Source organism: Streptomyces laculatispora, assembly GCF_017353455.1.
GTDB lineage: Bacteria > Actinomycetota > Actinomycetes > Streptomycetales > Streptomycetaceae > Streptomyces > Streptomyces laculatispora.
The window spans coordinates 14,167-32,800 of the sequence record NZ_JAFMPZ010000193.1 but is presented as its reverse complement, the minus strand read 5'-3'; the positions used below and the strand labels follow the sequence as shown (position 1 = coordinate 32,800).

Below are 18,634 nucleotides of genomic sequence, written 5' to 3'. Positions count from 1 at the left end.
GGCGCCCCGGCCGGGGCGCCACGCTGGGGGGCGTGACGTGGAGGCGTCAAAACTCTGCACGTGATTCCCGTCCATGTACCTGAATGAACCGTGCTCCGGTCGGGCCTTGTTGCGGCCCGCGCGGACCGGGGCCGTCAGGCAGCCGGGGCCGATGCCGGCAGCCGTCGGTCGGCCGCCCACGAGGCGAGGATGCGGAGCCCGTCGTGGGAGGGCGAAGCGGGTTCGGCCGTCCAGACGACGAGTTGCTGGTCAGGGTCGGTGCTGGCGGTGAGCGTGTCCCAGTCGAGCGTCAGAAGGCCGGCCACGGGATGGTGGAGGGTCTTGGTGCCCACGGTGCGGGCCTCGACATGGTGAGCGGCCCACCACTGCCGAAAGTGCGGATCCTGTACGGAGAGTTCGCCGACGAGCGACGCCAGCCGGGAGTCGTCCGGGTACTTCGCGGCCTCCATGCGCAGCTGGGCGACCGCCGTGCGGGCGACGTACTCCCAGTCCGTGTACAACGACCTCATCGCGGGATCGGTGAAGAGAATGCGAGTGCGGAAAGTCTGCGTGCTCGGCGCTCTTGTCCGGAAAGGGATGTGCTCCTATTTCCGTGTCATTTCCGCGGCCGGGTCAGGTGCGGTCGATGTGCACGCTGGTCGATTTCACCCGGGCGGTGGCCTGCATGCCCACCTCGAGGCCGAGCTCCTCGACCGCCTCCCGGGTCAGCAGCGACACGAGCCGGTGCGGACCGGCCTGGATCTCCACCTGCGCGGCCACATCCCCGAGCTTCACGGCGGTGACGATGCCGGGAAAGGCGTTGCGGGCCGAGGTGTAGGACGCGTCGTCCTCGCCGGCGCCGCCCTGGGCGACCTCGACGGAGAACGCGGCCAGGTCGCGGCCGTCGATGAGGCGGCGCCCGCCGTCCTCGCGGTGGGTCGCCACGCGGCCGGCATCCGCCCAGCGGCGCGCGGTGTCCGGGCTGACGCCCAGCAGACGGGCGGCCTGCCCAATGGTGTAGGATTGCATATGCCGCACCTTAGGGGTGTATGGCTCGCATGTGCAAGCTTTTTCTGTGTATTTCTTGGTGGACGTGAATACCCGGCGGCCGCCCTCGCTGCCGCCCGCACACTGCGGTCGGCCGCCCCGGTCCGTCTTCCGTCCGCATATCGGTAACCGCGCCAATGTAGCGCGCGGTACACGGCCGGGTGGCCCTGCCGGGATGAGGAATCGGGGCGTGCGACCTAGTGTGCGAGCCATGGCAGAGAGCGCGGCGTACCGGAGTTCTGGGCGGGGTGCGGAGTCCGCCGCCGGGCCGGACACGCCCGATCCCCGGCGGTGGCGGGCACTCGCGGTGTGCCTGGTCGCAGGCTTCATGACGCTGCTGGACGTGTCGATCGTCAACGTCGCACTGCCGTCCATCCGGGAGGGGCTGCACACCCCGGAGTCCGACCTGCAATGGGTGCTGTCCGGGTACGCCCTTGCCTTCGGGCTGTTCCTGATTCCCGCCGGGCGGCTCGGCGACGCGCGCGGGCGCCGCGAGGTCTTCATGGCCGGACTGGTGCTCTTCACACTGGCGTCGGCCGCCTGCGGAGCCGCCCAGTCCAGCCTCTGGCTGGTCATCGCCCGACTGGTCCAGGGCCTGGCCGGCGGGCTGTTGTCGCCCCAGATCTCCGCACTCATCCAGCAGATGTTCTCGGGGCGTGAACGGGGCCGGGCCTTCGGCATGTTCGGCACGGTGGTCGGCATCTCCACCGCCGTCGGCCCGCTGCTGGGCGGACTCCTGATCCAGGCGGCAGGCGCCGAGGAGGGCTGGCGCTGGGTGTTCTACGTCAACCTGCCGCTCGGAGCCGTCTGCCTCCTGCTGGCCCGCCGGCTGCTGCCGGACACCCCGTCCGCGGGCCCGGTGCGGCTGCGGGACCTCGATCCGCTCGGGGTCCTGCTGCTGGGCGCGGGGGTGCTGGCGCTGCTGCTGCCCTTCGTCCAGGCGCATCAGTGGCCGGGCGACGGGAAATGGCTGCTCCTGTTGGCGGCCGCGGTGCTGCTCGCCGCCTTCGTCGGCTGGGAGTCGCGGTGCGGCCGCCGCGGCACCCAGCCGGTGGTGAACCTCTCCCTGTTCCGCGTCCGCTCCTACTGGCTGGGCTGTCTGCTGATCCTGCTGTACTTCGCCGGATTCACCTCGATCTTCTTCATCACCACGCTCTACCTGCAGAGCGGACTGCACTACACCGCCCTGATGGCAGGTCTCTCGATCACGCCCTTCGCCCTGGGGTCCGCCGCCGCGGCGGGCCCCGGCGGCAGGCTGGTCGGACGGTACGGGCGCCCCCTCGTCGTCATCGGCATGGCGACGGTGGCCGTCGGACTGGGGGCCACCGCGCTCGCCGTCCACCTCGTGCCCGGCCGGGCAGCCGGATGGGCGATGGCCGCCCCGCTGCTGCTGGCCGGACTGGGCAGCGGCCTGGTCATCGCGCCCAACCAGACCCTCACCCTGTCCCAGGTGCCGGTGGCCACCGCGGGGAGCGCCGGCGGCACCCTCCAGACCGGCCAGCGCGTCGGTTCCGCGATCGGGATCGCCGCGGTCGGCTCGGTCTTCTTCGCCCAGGTGAGTTCCGCCGGCTGGTCCAGCGCGTACGACCGCGGGCTGGTCGTCTCCGTCGCCTTCGTGGTGGCCGGACTGATCGTGGCGCTGGCCGACGTGGGCGGGGCACGGCGGGGCAGGAGTCGTACACAGCAGTCCGTTCCTAAGGTCCCGTCGTAGGGAGAAACGCGATGAACGACCCCGCCCGCACCGAACCGGACGGCAACACGGAATACGGCCACAAGCCCTTCAAGCGGTCCATGAGCCACTTCGCCGACCGGATCACCGCCGACGGCCGCGACGGCTGGCCCGTCGAGGCAGGCCGCTACCGCCTCGTCGTCAGCCGCGCCTGCCCCTGGGCGAGCCGCGCACTGGTCTCCCGCCGTCTGCTCGGTCTGGAGAGCGCGCTCTCGCTCGCCGTCGCCGATCCGCTGCAGGACGATCGCAGCTGGCGCTTCACGCTGGACGAGGGCGGCCGGGACCCGGTGCTCGGCATCAGATACCTCGGGGAGGCGTACGACGCGCGGGAACGCGGATACCCCGGCGGAGTCAGCGTCCCCGCCGTCGTCGACATCCCCAGCGGCAGGCTCGTCACCAACGACTACCAGCGGATCACCCTGGACCTCGCCACCGAATGGACGGCGCTGCACCGGCCCGGGGCGCCCGAGCTCTACCCCGAGCCGCTGCGCGAGGAGATCGACGAGGTCATGGAGGGCATCTACCGGGACGTCAACAACGGCGTGTACCGGGCCGGGTTCGCGACCGGGCAGGACGAGTACGAGGCCGCGTACCGGGATCTGTTCCGCCGCCTGGACCTGGTGTCGGAACGGCTCGCTGACCGGCGCTACCTCGTCGGCGACACCATCACCGAGGCCGACATCCGGCTCTTCACCACGCTCGTGCGCTTCGACGCCGTGTACCACGGACACTTCAAGTGCAACCGCTCGAAACTGGCCGAGGACCCGGTTCTGTGGGGCTACGGCCGGGACCTCTACCAGACCCCCGGCTTCGGTGACACGGTCGACTTCCACCACATCAAGCAGCACTACTACCGGGTCCACACCGGCATCAACCCCACCGGCATCGTGCCCGTCGGCCCCGATCTGTCGGGCTGGCTGGCCCCGCACCACCGGGAGCAGCTGGGTGGCCGGCCCTTCGGCGACGGCACCCCGCCGGGACCGGTGCCGACGGGCGAGGAGGTCCCGGCGCAGGGGCGGCCCTGAGGGGGCCTATTCGGTCTCGTCCAGGTGGTCGGCGTAGTACTCGATCGCGGGACGGTAGGCCTGGACCTGGTGATCGGCACTGGTGGCCGCCGTGACCTTGAGGAGGGTCCGTACGGCTTCGCGGGAGTCGCCGAGGTTGTACAGCGTCATCGCCAGGAAGGTCAGCAGCGAGGCGTCGTGCGCGAACTCCTCCAGGCCGAGGCGGAGCACCCCGCGCGCCGCCTCGTAACGGCCCAGCACCCGGAGCGTGCTGCCGAGGCCGACGAAGGCCCCGTGGCGGTACTCGGCCGGGAGCCCCGGACCCTCCAGCGCACGCTCGTAGAACGGCACGGCCTGTGCCTCCAGGCCGAGGGAATCGTGCGACCAGGCGGTCTGATAGGCGATCGCGGTGTCCTGCGGATACCGCGCCGCCAGGGCCAGCAGCTGCTCGTGCGCCTGCGCGTTCTTCTGCTCGCGCAGCCGTATCGCCTGCGTCAGCGGCTCGTCGTGTTCGATTTCCGCGCTCATGACGCAGAACGCTGCCAGGACCGCGTCGATACGGCAAATCAATGGCAAAGTGCGGCGGTCCGGGCATCTGCCCACCGGGCCGCGGGGCGGTACGGCGGGTTCCGGTCCGTGCGGGGCAGGGCCCTGTCGAGACAGCGGCGCTCACGAGATATCTTGATGTCAAGCAATGTTGCAGACGTGGAGCGGAGCACAGGGTGACTGACTCGACCATCATCTATACACACACCGACGAGGCCCCGGCCCTGGCGACGTATTCGTTCCTGCCGGTGATCGAGGCCTACGCCTCGAAGGCCGGGGTCACCGTGGAGAGCCGTGACATCTCCCTGGCGGGCCGGATCATCGCCAGCTTCCCCGACCACCTCCAGGAGAACCAGCGCATCGAGGACGCGCTCGCCGAGCTCGGCGCGCTGGCCACGACTCCCGGGGCCAACATCATCAAGCTGCCCAACGTCTCGGCCTCGATCCCGCAGCTGAAGGCCGCGGTCGCCGAGCTCCAGGCGCAGGGCTACGCGCTGCCGGACTACCCGGACGACCCGAAGTCCGACGAGGAGAAGGACGTCCGCGCGCGTTACGACAAGATCAAGGGCAGTGCGGTCAACCCCGTCCTGCGCGAGGGCAACTCCGACCGCCGCGCCCCCGCGTCGGTCAAGAACTACGCCAAGGCGCACCCGCACCGCATGGGCGCCTGGACGGCCGACTCGAAGACGAACGTCGCGACCATGGGCGCCGACGACTTCCGCTCCACCGAGAAGACCGTGGTGATCGCCGACGCGGGCTCGCTGCGCATCGAGCTGGTGGGCGACGACGGCACCACCACCGTGCTCCGTGAGTCCGTACCGGTGCTCGCGGGCGAGGTCGTGGACGCCGCCGTCATGCGCGTCGCCGCGCTGCGCGAGTTCTTCACCGCGCAGGTCGCGCGCGCCAAGGCCGAGGGCGTCCTGTTCTCGGTGCACCTCAAGGCCACCATGATGAAGGTCTCCGACCCGATCATCTTCGGCCACGTCGTCCGAGCCTTCTTCCCGAACACGTTCGCCAAGTACGGCGAGGCCCTCATCGCCGCCGGCCTGTCCCCGAACGACGGCCTCGGCGGGATCCTCAAGGGCCTGGACTCGGTGCCTCACGTCGGCGCCGAGATCAAGGCCTCGTTCGAGGCCGAGCTCGCCGAGGGCCCCGCCCTCGCGATGGTCGACTCCGACAAGGGCATCACCAACCTGCACGTCCCCAGTGACGTCATCGTGGACGCCTCGATGCCGGCCATGATCCGTACCTCCGGTCACATGTGGGGCCCGGACGGCGAAGAGGCCGACACCCTCGCCGTGCTGCCCGACAGCAGCTACTCGGGCGTCTACCAGGTCGTCATCGACGACTGCCGTGCCAACGGCGCCTACGACCCGGCCACGATGGGCTCGGTGTCCAACGTCGGTCTGATGGCGCAGAAGGCCGAGGAGTACGGCAGCCACGACAAGACCTTCGAGATCCCCACCACCGGCACGGTGCGGGTCGTCGACGGCAACGGCAACGCCGTCCTGGAGCAGGTCGTCGGCGCGGGTGACATCTTCCGCATGTGCCAGGCCAAGGACCTGCCCATCCAGGACTGGGTGAAGCTCGCCGTCACCCGCGCCCGCGCGACCGGCAACCCGGCCGTGTTCTGGCTCGACGAGGACCGGGCGCACGACGCCAAGCTCATCGAGAAGGTCAAGACCTACCTGGCCGAGCACGACACCGACGGTCTCCGGATCGAGATCATGTCCCCGGTGAAGGCCACCGCGTTCTCCCTGGAGCGCATCCGCCGCGGCGAGGACACCATCTCGGTCACCGGCAACGTGCTGCGTGACTACCTGACCGACCTGTTCCCCATTCTTGAGCTGGGCACCAGCGCGAAGATGCTCTCCGTCGTCCCGCTGATGAACGGTGGCGGTCTGTTCGAGACCGGCGCCGGCGGCTCCGCGCCGAAGCACGTGCAGCAGCTCGTCAAGGAGAACTACCTGCGCTGGGACAGCCTGGGTGAGTTCCTCGCCCTCGCCGTCAGCTTCGAGCACCTCGCGCAGACCACGGACAACGCCGGTGCGCAGGTCCTCGCGGACACGCTGGACCGCGCGACCGCCACGTTCCTCAACAAGGACAAGTCGCCCAGCCGCAGGCTCGGCGGCATCGACAACCGCGGCAGCCACTTCTACCTGGCCCTGTACTGGGCCCAGGAGCTGGCGCAGCAGACCGCCGACGCACAGCTCGCCGAGGCCTTCGCGCCGCTCGCCAAGACGCTGGCCGAGCAGGAGCAGACCATCGTCGACGAGCTCGTCGCGGTCCAGGGCAAGCCGGTGGACATCGGCGGCTACTACCAGCCCGACCCGGCCAAGGCCTCGGCCGTCATGCGCCCGTCGGCGACGTTCAACCAGGCGATCGCGAGCCTCGTCTGATCCGATCCGGTGGACGGGGGAACAGGCCCTGTCTCTTCCCCCACCCGCACCGCTTCTGACCGTTCCGCCCCGGCCGACACACCGTCGAGCCGGGGCGGCGCTGTTTCCAGGACCGGACCGGTGCTGCGGAGTTGCCCCGGGGCCGCACTGAACAGCTCCTTCAGCAAAGCGAGTTGCCCGCCTCGCGGGCCCCGCTCGCGCGCCGGCCGCGCGGGACCGGCCGGCCGATGAGCGCGCGCCGCCCCGGGCATCCGGCCCAGTTCGGAAGCGCGGATCGACCCGCCCGGGGACGCCCTGACGGGTGAATGTCGCGCCACGGCGGGCGCAGGGCCACCCCAGGCGGTCACCCGGCTGGTTTGCTGCAACCGGAAACTCGCGCGACGCGCGGGGAGGGCCGTTCGGCCGACCCCGGTGGAGGCGGCACCACGCCGGGTGCGCAGTCCACCCGCGGAAGACAATCGAAGGAGCGTCCCAGTGACGACGACGGGCACAACAGGGACGGCGCAGGACGACGAGTCGTACGCCAACGAGCTTCCGGTACACAGCAAGGAACCGGGAAACGTCGTCATCAAGTGGATGACCACCACGGACCACAAGACCATCGGCACGATGTACCTGGTCACCTCGTTCGCGTTCTTCCTCATCGGCGGTCTGCTCGCGCTCTTCATGCGCGCCGAGCTGGCCCGTCCGGGCACCCAGATCATGTCGCACGAGCAGTTCAACCAGGCGTTCACGATGCACGGCACGATCATGCTGCTGATGTTCGCGACACCGCTGTTCGCCGGATTCACCAACTGGATGATGCCGCTTCAGATCGGCGCGCCCGACGTGGCGTTCCCCCGGCTGAACATGTTCGCGTACTGGCTCTACCTCTTCGGCTCGGTCCTCGCGGTGGCCGGCTTCCTCACCCCGGACGGTGCGGCCGACTTCGGCTGGTTCGCCTACTCCCCGCTGACGGACGCGATCCACTCGCCGGGCATCGGCCCCGATATGTGGATCATGGGTCTGGCCTTCTCCGGATTCGGCACGATCCTCGGTTCGGTCAACTTCATCACCACGATCATCTGCCTGCGCGCACCCGGAATGACGATGTTCCGCATGCCGATCTTCGTCTGGAACGTCCTGCTGACGGCTGTACTGGTCCTGCTGGCCTTCCCGGTCCTCGCCGGGGCGCTCCTGGCGCTGGAGGCGGACCGCAAGTTCGGCGCTCATGTCTTCGACGCGGCCAACGGCGGCGCGCTGCTCTGGCAGCACCTCTTCTGGTTCTTCGGCCATCCCGAGGTCTACATCATCGCGCTGCCGTTCTTCGGAATCGTCACCGAGATCCTTCCGGTCTTCAGCCGGAAACCGATCTTCGGCTACATCGGTCTGGTCGGCGCGACGATCGCCATCGCGGGTCTGTCCGCGACCGTGTGGGCCCACCACATGTTCGTCACCGGCGGTGTGCTGCTGCCGTTCTTCTCCTTCATGACGTTCCTCATCGCGGTACCCACCGGGGTGAAGTTCTTCAACTGGATCGGCACGATGTGGAAGGGCTCGCTGTCCTTCGAGACACCGATGCTCTGGTCCATCGGCTTTCTCGTCACGTTCCTCTTCGGCGGTCTGACCGGTGTGATCCTCGCGTCGCCGCCGATGGACTTCCACGTCTCGGACTCGTACTTCGTCGTGGCGCACTTCCACTACGTGGTCTTCGGCACCGTGGTCTTCGCGATGTTCGCCGGATTCCACTTCTGGTGGCCGAAGTTCACCGGCAAGATGCTGGACGAGCGGCTCGGTAAGATCACCTTCTGGACGCTGTTCGTGGGCTTCCACGGCACGTTCCTGGTGCAGCACTGGCTGGGCGCCGAGGGCATGCCGCGCCGTTACGCGGACTACCTTGCGGCGGACGGCTTCACCGCGCTGAACACGATCTCGTCGATCGCCTCGTTCCTGCTCGGCCTGTCGATGCTGCCGTTCCTGTACAACGTGTGGAAGACGGCCAAGTACGGCAAGAACGTCGGGGTCGACGATCCGTGGGGCTACGGCCGCTCGCTGGAGTGGGCGACGTCCTGCCCGCCGCCGCGGCACAACTTCGTCACGCTGCCGCGGATCCGTTCCGAGTCCCCGGCGTTCGACCTCCACCACCCTTCCGTGCGTGAGCTCGTCGAGGCCGGAGGCCACGGCGGACGCTCAACGACGGTGGCCCCGGGGGACAGGCGGGCGTGAGCGGAGCGGCCGGCGGAGAGGAGGACCGGGTGGGCACCGACCCCGACCAGGACAGCGCCCGCGGGCTGGCCCAGATGGAGGGCTATCTGCTGTGGAACGCCGAGATCGAGGAGGCGCGACGGCTCGCCCGTCGCTTCACCGGCGAACTGCCCTGGCTCACCACCGCCCAGCGCGAGGACGTGGAACGGGTCTACGCGGCCGACCGCGCCGAGGCCTCGCGGGTGATGCTGGTCCGCATCTGCGCCCGCGCCACCGAACTGCGCGGCGAGTACAGCCGGCGGTACCGCACGCTCAGGGCGCGCTGCGTCGCCGCCGTCGTGGTCTGCCTGGGCACGGCCGGCGGCGCCTGCGCCCTGGTGACGTACCTGGTCAGGTGACCGCCGGTCGTCCGTTCTGCCGTCCCAGCAGGCGAAGTCGCACCTGCCTCGTAAAGATGAGGGGTGACGGACGCGTGCGACGGGGCAGGCGAACGGACGACCGTGCAGACCCCGAGAAGGGACGAACACTGTGGCACGACCCAGGATCCTCGTTGTCGGAGCCGGTTTCGCCGGGGTCGAGTGCGTACGCCGTCTCGAACGCCGGCTCCGTCCCGGTGAGGCGGACATCGCACTCGTGGCCCCGTTCTCGTACCAGCTCTACCTGCCCCTGCTGCCCCAGGTGGCCTCGGGCGTCCTCACCCCGCAGTCGGTGGCGGTGTCACTGCGCCGCAGCAGCCGGCACCGCACCAGGATCATTCCCGGCGGTGCCGTCGGAGTGGACCCCATGGCGAAGATCTGCGTCATCCGCAAGATCACCGACGAGGTCGTCGACGAGCCGTACGACTACATCGTGCTCAGTCCGGGCAGCGTCACCCGCACCTTCGACATCCCCGGGCTGCTCGACAACGCCCGGGGCATGAAGACCCTGGCGGAAGCCGCCTTCGTGCGCGATCACGTCATCGCGCAGCTCGATCTCGCGGACGCCAGCCACGACGAGGAGGAGCGGGCCTCGCGGCTGCAGTTCGTGGTGGTCGGCGGCGGGTACGCGGGCACCGAGACCGCGGCCTGTCTGCAGCGGCTCACCACCAACGCGGTGCGGCACTACCCCCGGCTCGACCCGAAGCTGATCAAGTGGCATCTGATCGACATCGCCCCGAAGCTCATGCCCGAACTGGGCGACAAGCTCGGCGAGAGCGCACTGAAGGTGCTGCGCGACCGCGGGATCGAGGTGTCGCTCGGCGTTTCGATCGCCGAGGCGGGCCCCGACAAGGTGACCTTCACCGACGGCCGGGTGGTGCCCTGCCGGACCCTGATCTGGACGGCGGGCGTCACCGCCAGCCCGCTGGTCACCACCTTCGACGCGGAGACGGTACGCGGCCGGCTGGCGGTCACCCCCGACATGAGCCTGCCCGGCCACGACGGCATGTTCGCCCTCGGTGACGCGGCGGCCGTACCCGATCTGGCCAAGGGCGACGGTGCGGTCTGCCCGCCCACCGCACAGCACGCCATGCGACAGGGCCGCAGGCTCGCCGACAACCTCCTGGCCACCCTCCGCAACCAGCCTCTCCGGCCCTACGTCCACAAGGACCTCGGGCTCGTCGTGGACCTCGGTGGCAGGGACGCCGTCTCCAAGCCGCTCGGCATCGAGATGCACGGGATCGGTGCCCAGGCCGTGGCCCGCGGCTACCACTGGACGGCGCTGCGGACCAATGTGGCCAAGGCGAGGGTCATGACCAACTGGCTGATCAACGCCGCCGCGGGCGACGACTTCGTCCGCACCGGATTCCAGTCCCGCAAGCTCGCGACACTGCGCGACTTCGAGCACACGGACAGCTACCTCACTCCTGAGCAGGTCCGCGAGCACACCGCCTCGCTGAACACCCGGATGTGACCCGTGACAGCGGAGGGCCCGGCCGGAAATCCGGCCGGGCCCTCCGCTGTCACGGGTCAGCTGTGTCCCTTGTGGCCCACGGTGAGACCGGGGTCCCGCTTCGCCACCGGGTCCAGGGCCTGGTCGACGGCCTTCAGCAGGTCCGCGTCCAGCCGCACACCGGCGGCCACGGCGTTCTCCGTCACCTGCTCGGGACGGGAGGCGCCGATGATGGCGGCGGAGACATTGGAATTCTGCAGCACCCAGGCGACCGCGAGCTGCGCCATGCTCAGGCCGGCCTGCTCGGCGAGCGGACGCAGCAGCTGCACTCGCTCCAGCACCTCGTCGCGCAGCCAGTCGGCGACCATGTCGGCCCCGCCCTTGTCGTCCGTCGCACGCGAGCCCGCCGGCAGGGGCGCACCGGGCCGGTACTTGCCGGTGAGCGCGCCCTGCGCGATCGGCGACCAGACGATCTGACCGATGCCGAGCTCCTCGGACGCGGGCACCACCTCGTCCTCGATGACCCGCCACAGCGCCGAGTACTGCGGCTGGTTGGAGATCAGCGGCACCCGCAGCTCACGGGCCAGCGCATGTCCGGCGCGCAGCTGCTCGGCAGTCCACTCCGAGACGCCGATGTAGAGGGCCTTGCCGGAGCGGACGACGTCGGCGAACGCCTCCATCGTCTCTTCCAGCGGCGTGGTGTGGTCGTAGCGGTGGGCCTGGTAGAGGTCGACGTGGTCGGTCTGCAGCCGGCGCAGTGAGTTGTCGATCGACTCCAGGATGTGCTTGCGGCCGAGCCCCCGGTCGTTCTGCCCGGGGCCGGTCGGGAAGTAGACCTTGGTGAAGATCTCCAGCCCTTCCCGGCGCTCGTCCTTGAGCGCCCGTCCGAGGACCGCCTCGGCACGCGTCTGGGCGTAGACGTCCGCGGTGTCGAAGGTGGTGATGCCGGCGTCCAGGGCAGCACGGATGCAGGCGAACGCCGCGTCCTCCTCCACCTGGGAACCGTGGGTGAGCCAGTTCCCGTAAGCGATCTCGCTGATCGTCAGACCGCTGCGGCCGAGTCGGCGGAATTCCATGGTGCTGCTCTCCCTCTGCTGGTCAGTGCCGCTCCATGGTAGGACGCCTGACAGACATTCAGGCCGCCGGAACGGTATTGCGGATCAGCTTGAGGAAGGCGGCGTTGTCCGGGGTGTGCCGGATCCGGTCCAGCAGCGTTTCCAGCGAGGTCTGCGCGTCCCTGGAGTGCAGGGCGCGCCGCAGGCCGCGTACGGCGGTCAGTTCGTCGGCCGGTACGAGGAGTTCGTCGCGGCGGGTCCCGGAGGCCGCGATGTTCACGGCCGGATGGATCCGCTTCTCGGCCAGGGTGCGGTCGAGCCGCAGTTCCATGTTGCCGGTCCCCTTCAGCTCCTCGAAGAAGTACTCGTCGGCGCGGGAGCCGGTGTCCACGAGAGCCGTGGCCAGAATGGTCAGGGAGCCGCCCTCCTCGGTGAGCCGCGCGGCCCCGAAGAGGCGCTTGGGTCCGAGCAGGGCCGCCGCGTCGACACCGCCGCTGAGGGTGCGGCCGCCGGCCGCGGCCGCGTTGTTGTGGGCCCGGCACAGCCGGGTGAGGGAGTCCAGCAGGATGACGACGTCCCGGCCCTGCTCGACCAGCCGCTTGGCGCGTTCGAGCGCGAGCTCCGCCAGTGCGATGTGCTCCTTGGCGGGCCGGTCGAAGGTCGAGGCGTAGACCTCCCCCCGAACCGAGCGCCGCATGTCGGTGACCTCCTCGGGACGCTCGTCGAGCAGCACCACCATCAGGTGGCACTCGGGGTGGTTCTCGGCGACCGAGGCCGCGATCTGCTGGAGCAGCACCGTCTTGCCGGTCCTGGGCGGGGCCACGATGAGCCCGCGCTGTCCCTTGCCGACCGGGGCGACGAGGTCGACGACGCGCGTCGAGGGACTGCCCGAGGGCGTTTCCAGGCGCAGTCGCTGCCGGGGGTGGAGCGGGGTGAGGTCACGGAAGTGCGGCCGGGCCCGAAGTGCTTGCGGGGGAAGGCCGTTGACGCGTTCGACGGTGCTCAGGGCGCGGGGCCGGTCGCAGGTCCCCTCGACGGCATCGCCCTTGCGCAGGCCGTGCCGGCGGATGAGCGTGGCGGGGACCTGGACGTCGCGGGGGGTGGCGTGACCGTCGGCGGGGCGCAGGGCGCCGTGCCCCTGGTGGGTGATGTCGAGGACGCCGGCTGCGGCCGTGGCGGCAGCGGGCTTGGTGGTAACGGGGTGTTCGAGTGTGGTGGTCATGCGGGGTGGTCCTTTCGCGGACATGCGAATGAAGGGGCCCGGCAGAAACGGGGGCGGAGATATCACGCCCCGGACGACGGGCAGGAAAAGCCCGGTGGGAGAGCCCGTACCGGACTGAGGAAAGTCATGCGGTGAAGCTGGATCGCCGGTCGGAATGAACGGGCGCATCAGCGTGATGAAAAATGAACCGGCACCGGCGCCCGAATGTCTGGGCGTACACAAGTACCAATGGCAATGTACCACGACTGCCGGACGCGCACGGCAGTCGTGGCGCGGATCACCCCGTCGTCGCGGGGGAGCGGGAAGTGTTCGCGCGCTCCGGGGCCCCGGCTCCCGAGCGTCCTGCTTCAGCTCGGGAGCCGGGACCCGTGGTCAGACCGTCGGCCCCGGACCCCGGAAGGTCTCCAGGATCTGCTCGGCGGCCAGCGTGGCCGGCAGGGTGCCTTCCCGTACCCGCAGTTCGAGTTCCGGTGCGAGCGCACGCACCCCGGGATGGCCGCGCAGGCTCTCCAGCAGCTCTTCGCGCACCATCGTCCAGGTCCAGTCGACCTGCTGCTCGCGTCGTTTGGCCGCCAGCCGGCCGGTCGATTCGAGCAGTGTCCGGTGCTGCTCCAGCCGCTCCCAGAGGGTGTCGAGGCCGCCTCCCTCGCGGGCGCTGCACGTCAGCACCGGTGGGGTCCAGGCCGCGTCCGCCGCGTGCATCAGCCGCAGCGCGCCCGCCAGTTCGCGTGCGGCGGAGCGGGCGTCGCGCTCGTGCGGTCCGTCGGCCTTGTTGACCGCTATGGCGTCGGCCAGCTCCAGCACGCCCTTCTTGATGCCCTGCAACTGGTCGCCGGTGCGGGCCAGTGTCAGCAGCAGGAACGTGTCGACCATATTGGCGACCGCCGTCTCCGACTGGCCGACCCCGACCGTCTCCACCAGCACCACGTCGTACCCCGCCGCCTCCATCACCACGATGGACTCCCGGGTCGCCTTCGCGACCCCGCCCAGCGTCCCGGCGGTGGGGGAGGGGCGCACGAACGCCGCCGGGTCCACCGCGAGCCGCTCCATCCGGGTCTTGTCGCCCAGGATGGAGCCGCCGGTACGGCTGGACGACGGATCGACGGCCAGCACCGCGACCCGGTGCCCCAGCCCGGTGAGCATCGTGCCGAGGGCGTCGATGAAGGTGGACTTGCCGACCCCGGGCACGCCGCTGATGCCGATGCGGCGGGCGCTGCCGGAGTGCGGCAGAAGTTCGCGCAGCAGCTGCTGGGCGAGTGCCCGGTGGTCGGGCCGGGTGGACTCGACGAGCGTGATGGCGCGCGCGATGTGCGCCCGCCTCCCGTCGAGTACCCCCTTCACATAGCTGTCGAGATCGATCTTCGGGGCCATGGGTTCAGCGGCTCACAGCTCGTGGCCGAGCGAGGCGCCGAGCCGCGTGACCAGGTCGTGGGCCGCCTCCGGGATCACTGTCCCGGGTGGGAAGACAGCCGCCGCGCCCGCCTCGTGCAGCGCCTCGATGTCCTGCGGCGGAATCACCCCGCCCACCACGATCATGATGTCCTCGCGGCCCTCGGCAGCCAGCTCCTCGCGAAGCGCCGGCACGAGGGTGAGATGACCGGCGGCCAGTGACGACACGCCCACGATGTGCACGTCGGCCTCGACCGCCTGCCGGGCGACCTCGCCCGGCGTCTGGAACAGCGGGCCGACATCCACGTCGAAGCCCAGGTCGGCGAAGGCGGTCGCGATCACCTTCTGCCCGCGGTCGTGCCCGTCCTGGCCCATCTTGGCGACCAGGATGCGCGGGCGCCGCCCCTCCGCCTCCTCGAACGCGTCGACCAGCGCGCGGGTGCGGTCCACGGACGGTGACTCCCCTGCCTCGTTGCGGTACACACCGGAGATCGTACGGATCTGGCCCGAATGCCGGCCGTACACCTTCTCCAGCGCGTCCGAGATCTCGCCCACGGTCGCCATCGCGCGCGCCGCGTCGACGGCCAGCGCCAGCAGATTGCCTTCGAGTCCGGGTCCCGGCTCCCGGCCCGCCGCGTCCGTCAGCGCACGCAGCGCGTCCTGGCAGGTCTGCTCGTCGCGCTCCGCGCGCAGCTGCCGCAGCTTCTCGATCTGCTGGGTGCGCACCGAGGAGTTGTCGACCTTGAGCACGTCGATCTTCTCGTCGGTCTCGACCCGGTACTTGTTGACGCCGATGACCGGCTGGCGCCCGGAGTCGATGCGCGCCTGGGTGCGGGCCGCGGCCTCCTCGATGCGCAGCTTGGGGATTCCGGCGTCGATGGCCTTGGCCATGCCGCCCGCCGCCTCCACCTCCTCGATGTGCTGCCAGGCCCGCCGCGCCAGGTCGTACGTCAGCTTCTCCACGTACGCGCTGCCGCCCCACGGGTCGATCACCCGGCCCGTGCCGGACTCCTGCTGGAGCAGCAGCTGGGTGTTACGGGCGATGCGCGCGGAGAAGTCCGTCGGCAGGGCGAGTGCCTCGTCGAGCGCGTTCGTGTGCAGCGACTGGGTGTGCCCCTGGGTGGCGGCCATCGCCTCCACACAGGTCCTGGTGACGTTGTTGAAGACGTCCTGCGCGGTCAGCGACCAGCCGGAGGTCTGCGAATGGGTGCGCAGCGAAAGGGACTTGGGATTCTTCGGCTCGAACTCCCGGACCAGCTTGGCCCACAGTAGCCGGGCCGCCCGCAGCTTCGCGATCTCCATGAAGAAGTTCATGCCGATCGCCCAGAAGAACGACAGCCGGGGCGCGAACGCGTCCACGTCCAGCCCGGTGTCCCGCCCGGCGCGCAGGTACTCCACCCCGTCGGCCAGGGTGTACGCCAGCTCCAGATCGGCCGTCGCCCCGGCCTCCTGGATGTGATAGCCGGAGATGGAGATCGAGTTGTAGCGCGGCATCTTCTGCGAGGTGAACGCGAAGATGTCGGAGATGATCCGCATCGAGGGCTTCGGCGGATAGATGTAGGTGTTGCGGACCATGAACTCCTTCAGAATGTCGTTCTGAATGGTCCCGGCCAGCTTCTCGGGCGGCACGCCCTGCTCCTCGGCGGCCACGATGTACAGCGCGAGTACGGGAAGCACCGCGCCGTTCATCGTCATCGACACCGACATCCTGTCCAGCGGGATGCCCTCGAACAGCTGACGCATGTCGTAGATCGAGTCGATCGCCACCCCCGCCATGCCGACATCGCCGGTCACCCGCGGGTGATCGCTGTCGTAACCCCGGTGGGTCGGCAGGTCGAAGGCGACGGAGAGCCCCTTCTGCCCGGCCGCGAGGTTACGGCGGTAGAAGGCGTTGGACTCCTCGGCGGTGGAGAACCCCGCGTACTGCCGGATGGTCCAGGGCTGGTTGACGTACATCGTCGGGTAGGGGCCGCGCAGATACGGCGCGACGCCCGGGTACGTTCCGAGGAAGTCGAGTCCCTCCAGGTCCTGGCCGGTGTACAGCGGCTTGACCGCGATGCCTTCCGGGGTCTCCCACAGGAGGTCGCCGTCGGAGCTCCCGGAGGACTCCTTCACCGCCGCACGCCACTGGTCCTCGGTCACCTCGGCGCCGCTGCCCGGCCCGAGCTCGATGTCGGAGAAGTCGGGGATCCGCATTACGCCACACCCATACGGTCGAGAACGGAGGAGAGGACGGCCACCACATCGCAGCCGGCGTGGACGTGCTCGTCGACACCGGCGTAATCGCCCGGCCGCCCCGCCAGGTACACCCGCTGCGCACCCGCCGACACGAGCGCCCCGGCGACCTCACCGGCCTGCTCGGCGTAGAGCGCGTCACTGGAGCACAGGCACGCCACGTCCGTCCCCGCGGCCGCGAACGCGGCACGGGCCGACGAGGCGTCCACCTCCACCGGTTCGTGGACCGGCTCGATGCCGCCCGCCTGGAAGAGGTTCGCGGCGAACGAGGCCCGGGCGGTGTGCGCCGCGGCGGGGCCGAGCGCGGCGATGAACACGCGCGGCCGGCGGCCGGTCGCCGCCAGATGGGCGTCCGAGCGGGCCCGCAGCGCCTCGAACGCCTCGTCGCGGCGGACCACCGGCAGACCGCCCGGCGCGACGGCCGACGGCGCGGCCTCGCGCTCCACCGCACGCTCGGAGAGCTGCGGGAACTCGCTGACGCCGGTGATCGGCTCCTTGCGGCGTGCCAGGTTCTTCTTGCGCGCCGCCCAGGTGGCAGCCAGCCGCTCCGCGATCATCGCGGAGTCCAGCGCGGCCGCCTGGCCGCCCGCCCGCTCGATCTCCTGGAAGAACGCCCAAGCGGCGTCCGCGAGTTCGTCGGTGAGCCGCTCCACGTACCAGGAGCCGCCGGCCGGGTCGATGACCCGGGCCAGGTGCGACTCCTCCACCAGGATCGTCGACGTGTTGCGGGCGATGCGCCGCGCGAACGCGTCCGGCAGGCCCAGCGCGTGATCGAACGGCAGCACGGTCACCGCATCGGCCCCGCCGACGCCCGCGCCCAGACAGGCCAGCGTGGTGCGGAGCATGTTCACCCACGGATCGCGCCGGGTCATCATCACCGGCGACGTCACGGCGTGCTGACGCTGCGCCCCGGCCCCCGCGGCGCCACAGACCTCGGCGACCCGCGCCCACAGCCGGCGCGCGGCCCGCAGTTTGGCGATCGTCAGGAACTGGTCGGCGGTGGCCGCGTACCGGAACTCCAGTTGCGCGCAGGCCTCCTCGACACTGAGCCCCGACTCGGTCAGCGCCCGCAGGTAGGCGACCCCCGTGGCCAGCGAACTGCCCAGCTCCTGGGCGGCCGAGCCGCCGGCCTCGTGGTAGGGCATCGCGTCCACGGTCAGCGCCCGCAGCCCGGGATACTCACGGGCGCAGCGCTGTGCCCAGTGGACCGCGGCCGTCAGGTCCGGTGCGGTGCCGCTGCGGGCCGCCTGACCCAACGGGTCCGCGCCGAGACTGCCGCGCGCCGACTGCGGTGATACGCCCCGCTCCGCGTAGAGGCGCAGCAACTCCGTCGCCGCGGCGTCGAGTTCGTCCCCCGCGTCGAGCACGACCGGAGCCAGGTCGAGATGGACGCCGGCCAGCGCCCGTGCGAGACCGGAGACCGGCACGCCACCGCCGGCGTCCCCCACGGTCAGCCACAACGAGGTGACGCCGTTCTCCAGATCCGCGAGCACGGCCTCGTTGAGGCGGGCGGGATCAGGTGTGCCGTGGCGTTGGCGAACGCCCCAGCCGCCCGCCGTGCTTCCCTCGGGCTTGCCGCCGCGGGTGAAGGGGGCGAAGCCCGGGAGACCGGCATCGGGCGCGTCGTCGCGCGAGGTGTAGAGAGGACGGGTGATGAGCCCGTCCTCCACCGTGGTGGACAGTGCTTCCTCGGCGGCCGAACCCGAAACGTCCTTGCCCGACTTGCGCAGCACACCCTCGACGAGGCTCTGCCACTGCTCATGGGCGGGGTCAGGGAATTCGGCGGCCAACGAAAGCCCGTCAGCAGGCAGGACCGTCATGCCCAGATGCTAGGGCAGGTCTCAGATGAGCAGCAGAGGCGCTGGCTGTGACCTTGCACTCTCCCAGCGCGCTTGATCCTTTACGTACTGTCGAGTAACACCCGAAAGGGTGATTCGCTCGACATCTCCACCTTGGGTGTCGTCGGGCGATTTGCC

13 protein-coding genes and 1 pseudogene are annotated in these 18,634 nt (G+C 70.2%); 6 read left to right on the top strand and 8 right to left on the bottom strand.

Annotation, left to right across the window (positions count from 1 at the left end; translation table 11 throughout):
- Positions 1–134 precede the first annotated feature (134 nt).
- Both J1C73_RS11460 and J1C73_RS11455 read right to left on the bottom strand, forming a co-directional pair.
- Positions 135–533, bottom strand: a pseudogene (locus J1C73_RS11460) (MmyB family transcriptional regulator); the annotation flags it as partial.
- Between the two features lie 79 nt (positions 534–612).
- Entirely contained in the window at positions 613–1,008 is a 396-nt protein-coding gene (locus J1C73_RS11455) for a TOBE domain-containing protein (RefSeq protein ID WP_123467041.1), read from the bottom strand.
- Positions 1,009–1,237: 229 nt separating this feature from the next.
- Here J1C73_RS11455 and J1C73_RS11450 point away from each other — a divergent pair, with 229 nt between their 5' ends.
- Both J1C73_RS11450 and J1C73_RS11445 read left to right on the top strand, forming a co-directional pair.
- The gene (locus J1C73_RS11450) at positions 1,238–2,737 is read left to right on the top strand and encodes an MFS transporter (protein WP_207316270.1); all 1,500 of its coding nucleotides are present in this window, start codon (positions 1,238–1,240) and stop codon (positions 2,735–2,737) included.
- A gap of 11 nt (positions 2,738–2,748) precedes the next feature.
- Positions 2,749–3,780, top strand: a complete 1,032-nt coding sequence (locus J1C73_RS11445; protein ID WP_207316269.1) for a glutathione S-transferase family protein — start codon at positions 2,749–2,751, stop codon at positions 3,778–3,780.
- Between the two features lie 6 nt (positions 3,781–3,786).
- Here the strand turns inward: J1C73_RS11445 and J1C73_RS11440 are convergent, their stop codons facing one another.
- Complete coding sequence (locus tag J1C73_RS11440) at positions 3,787–4,287, bottom strand: tetratricopeptide repeat protein (protein ID WP_207316268.1); 501 nt, start codon at positions 4,285–4,287, stop codon at positions 3,787–3,789.
- 194 nt (positions 4,288–4,481) lie between these two features.
- Here J1C73_RS11440 and J1C73_RS11435 point away from each other — a divergent pair, with 194 nt between their 5' ends.
- The 4 genes from J1C73_RS11435 (at position 4,482) to J1C73_RS11420 (ending at position 10,778) form a co-directional block, all read left to right on the top strand.
- Positions 4,482–6,704, top strand: coding sequence for an NADP-dependent isocitrate dehydrogenase (locus tag J1C73_RS11435; protein WP_207316267.1), 2,223 nt, complete (start codon positions 4,482–4,484; stop codon positions 6,702–6,704).
- Between the two features lie 474 nt (positions 6,705–7,178).
- Positions 7,179–8,909 carry an aa3-type cytochrome oxidase subunit I gene (gene ctaD, locus J1C73_RS11430; protein ID WP_207316266.1) on the top strand — a complete coding sequence of 577 codons (1,731 nt, stop codon included), beginning with the start codon at positions 7,179–7,181 and terminating at the stop codon, positions 8,907–8,909.
- A gap of 74 nt (positions 8,910–8,983) precedes the next feature.
- Positions 8,984–9,286 (top strand): hypothetical protein, encoded by a 303-nt coding sequence (locus tag J1C73_RS11425; RefSeq protein ID WP_164494585.1) that lies wholly within the window; start codon positions 8,984–8,986, stop codon positions 9,284–9,286.
- Positions 9,287–9,416: 130 nt separating this feature from the next.
- Positions 9,417–10,778, top strand: coding sequence for an NAD(P)/FAD-dependent oxidoreductase (locus tag J1C73_RS11420; RefSeq protein ID WP_207316265.1), 1,362 nt, complete (start codon positions 9,417–9,419; stop codon positions 10,776–10,778).
- Positions 10,779–10,834: 56 nt separating this feature from the next.
- Here the strand turns inward: J1C73_RS11420 and J1C73_RS11415 are convergent, their stop codons facing one another.
- From J1C73_RS11415 to mutA, 5 genes are all read right to left on the bottom strand, one after another.
- On the bottom strand, positions 10,835–11,833 hold the full coding sequence (locus tag J1C73_RS11415) for an aldo/keto reductase family protein (protein WP_123467027.1): 999 nt from the start codon (positions 11,831–11,833) through the stop codon (positions 10,835–10,837).
- 58 nt (positions 11,834–11,891) lie between these two features.
- Positions 11,892–13,034, bottom strand: coding sequence for a transcription termination factor Rho (gene rho / locus J1C73_RS11410; RefSeq protein WP_207316264.1), 1,143 nt, complete (start codon positions 13,032–13,034; stop codon positions 11,892–11,894).
- A 372-nt stretch (positions 13,035–13,406) separates the two neighbouring features.
- Positions 13,407–14,405 carry a methylmalonyl Co-A mutase-associated GTPase MeaB gene (gene meaB / locus J1C73_RS11405; protein ID WP_207316263.1) on the bottom strand — a complete coding sequence of 333 codons (999 nt, stop codon included), beginning with the start codon at positions 14,403–14,405 and terminating at the stop codon, positions 13,407–13,409.
- A 12-nt stretch (positions 14,406–14,417) separates the two neighbouring features.
- Positions 14,418–16,619 carry a methylmalonyl-CoA mutase gene (scpA, locus tag J1C73_RS11400; protein WP_207316262.1) on the bottom strand — a complete coding sequence of 734 codons (2,202 nt, stop codon included), beginning with the start codon at positions 16,617–16,619 and terminating at the stop codon, positions 14,418–14,420.
- A complete protein-coding gene (gene mutA / locus J1C73_RS11395) occupies positions 16,619–18,478 on the bottom strand; it encodes a methylmalonyl-CoA mutase small subunit (RefSeq protein ID WP_207316261.1) in 1,860 nt (619 codons plus the stop codon). Before mutA ends, scpA begins: the two co-directional genes overlap by 1 nt.
- Between the last annotated feature and the right edge of the window lie 156 nt (positions 18,479–18,634).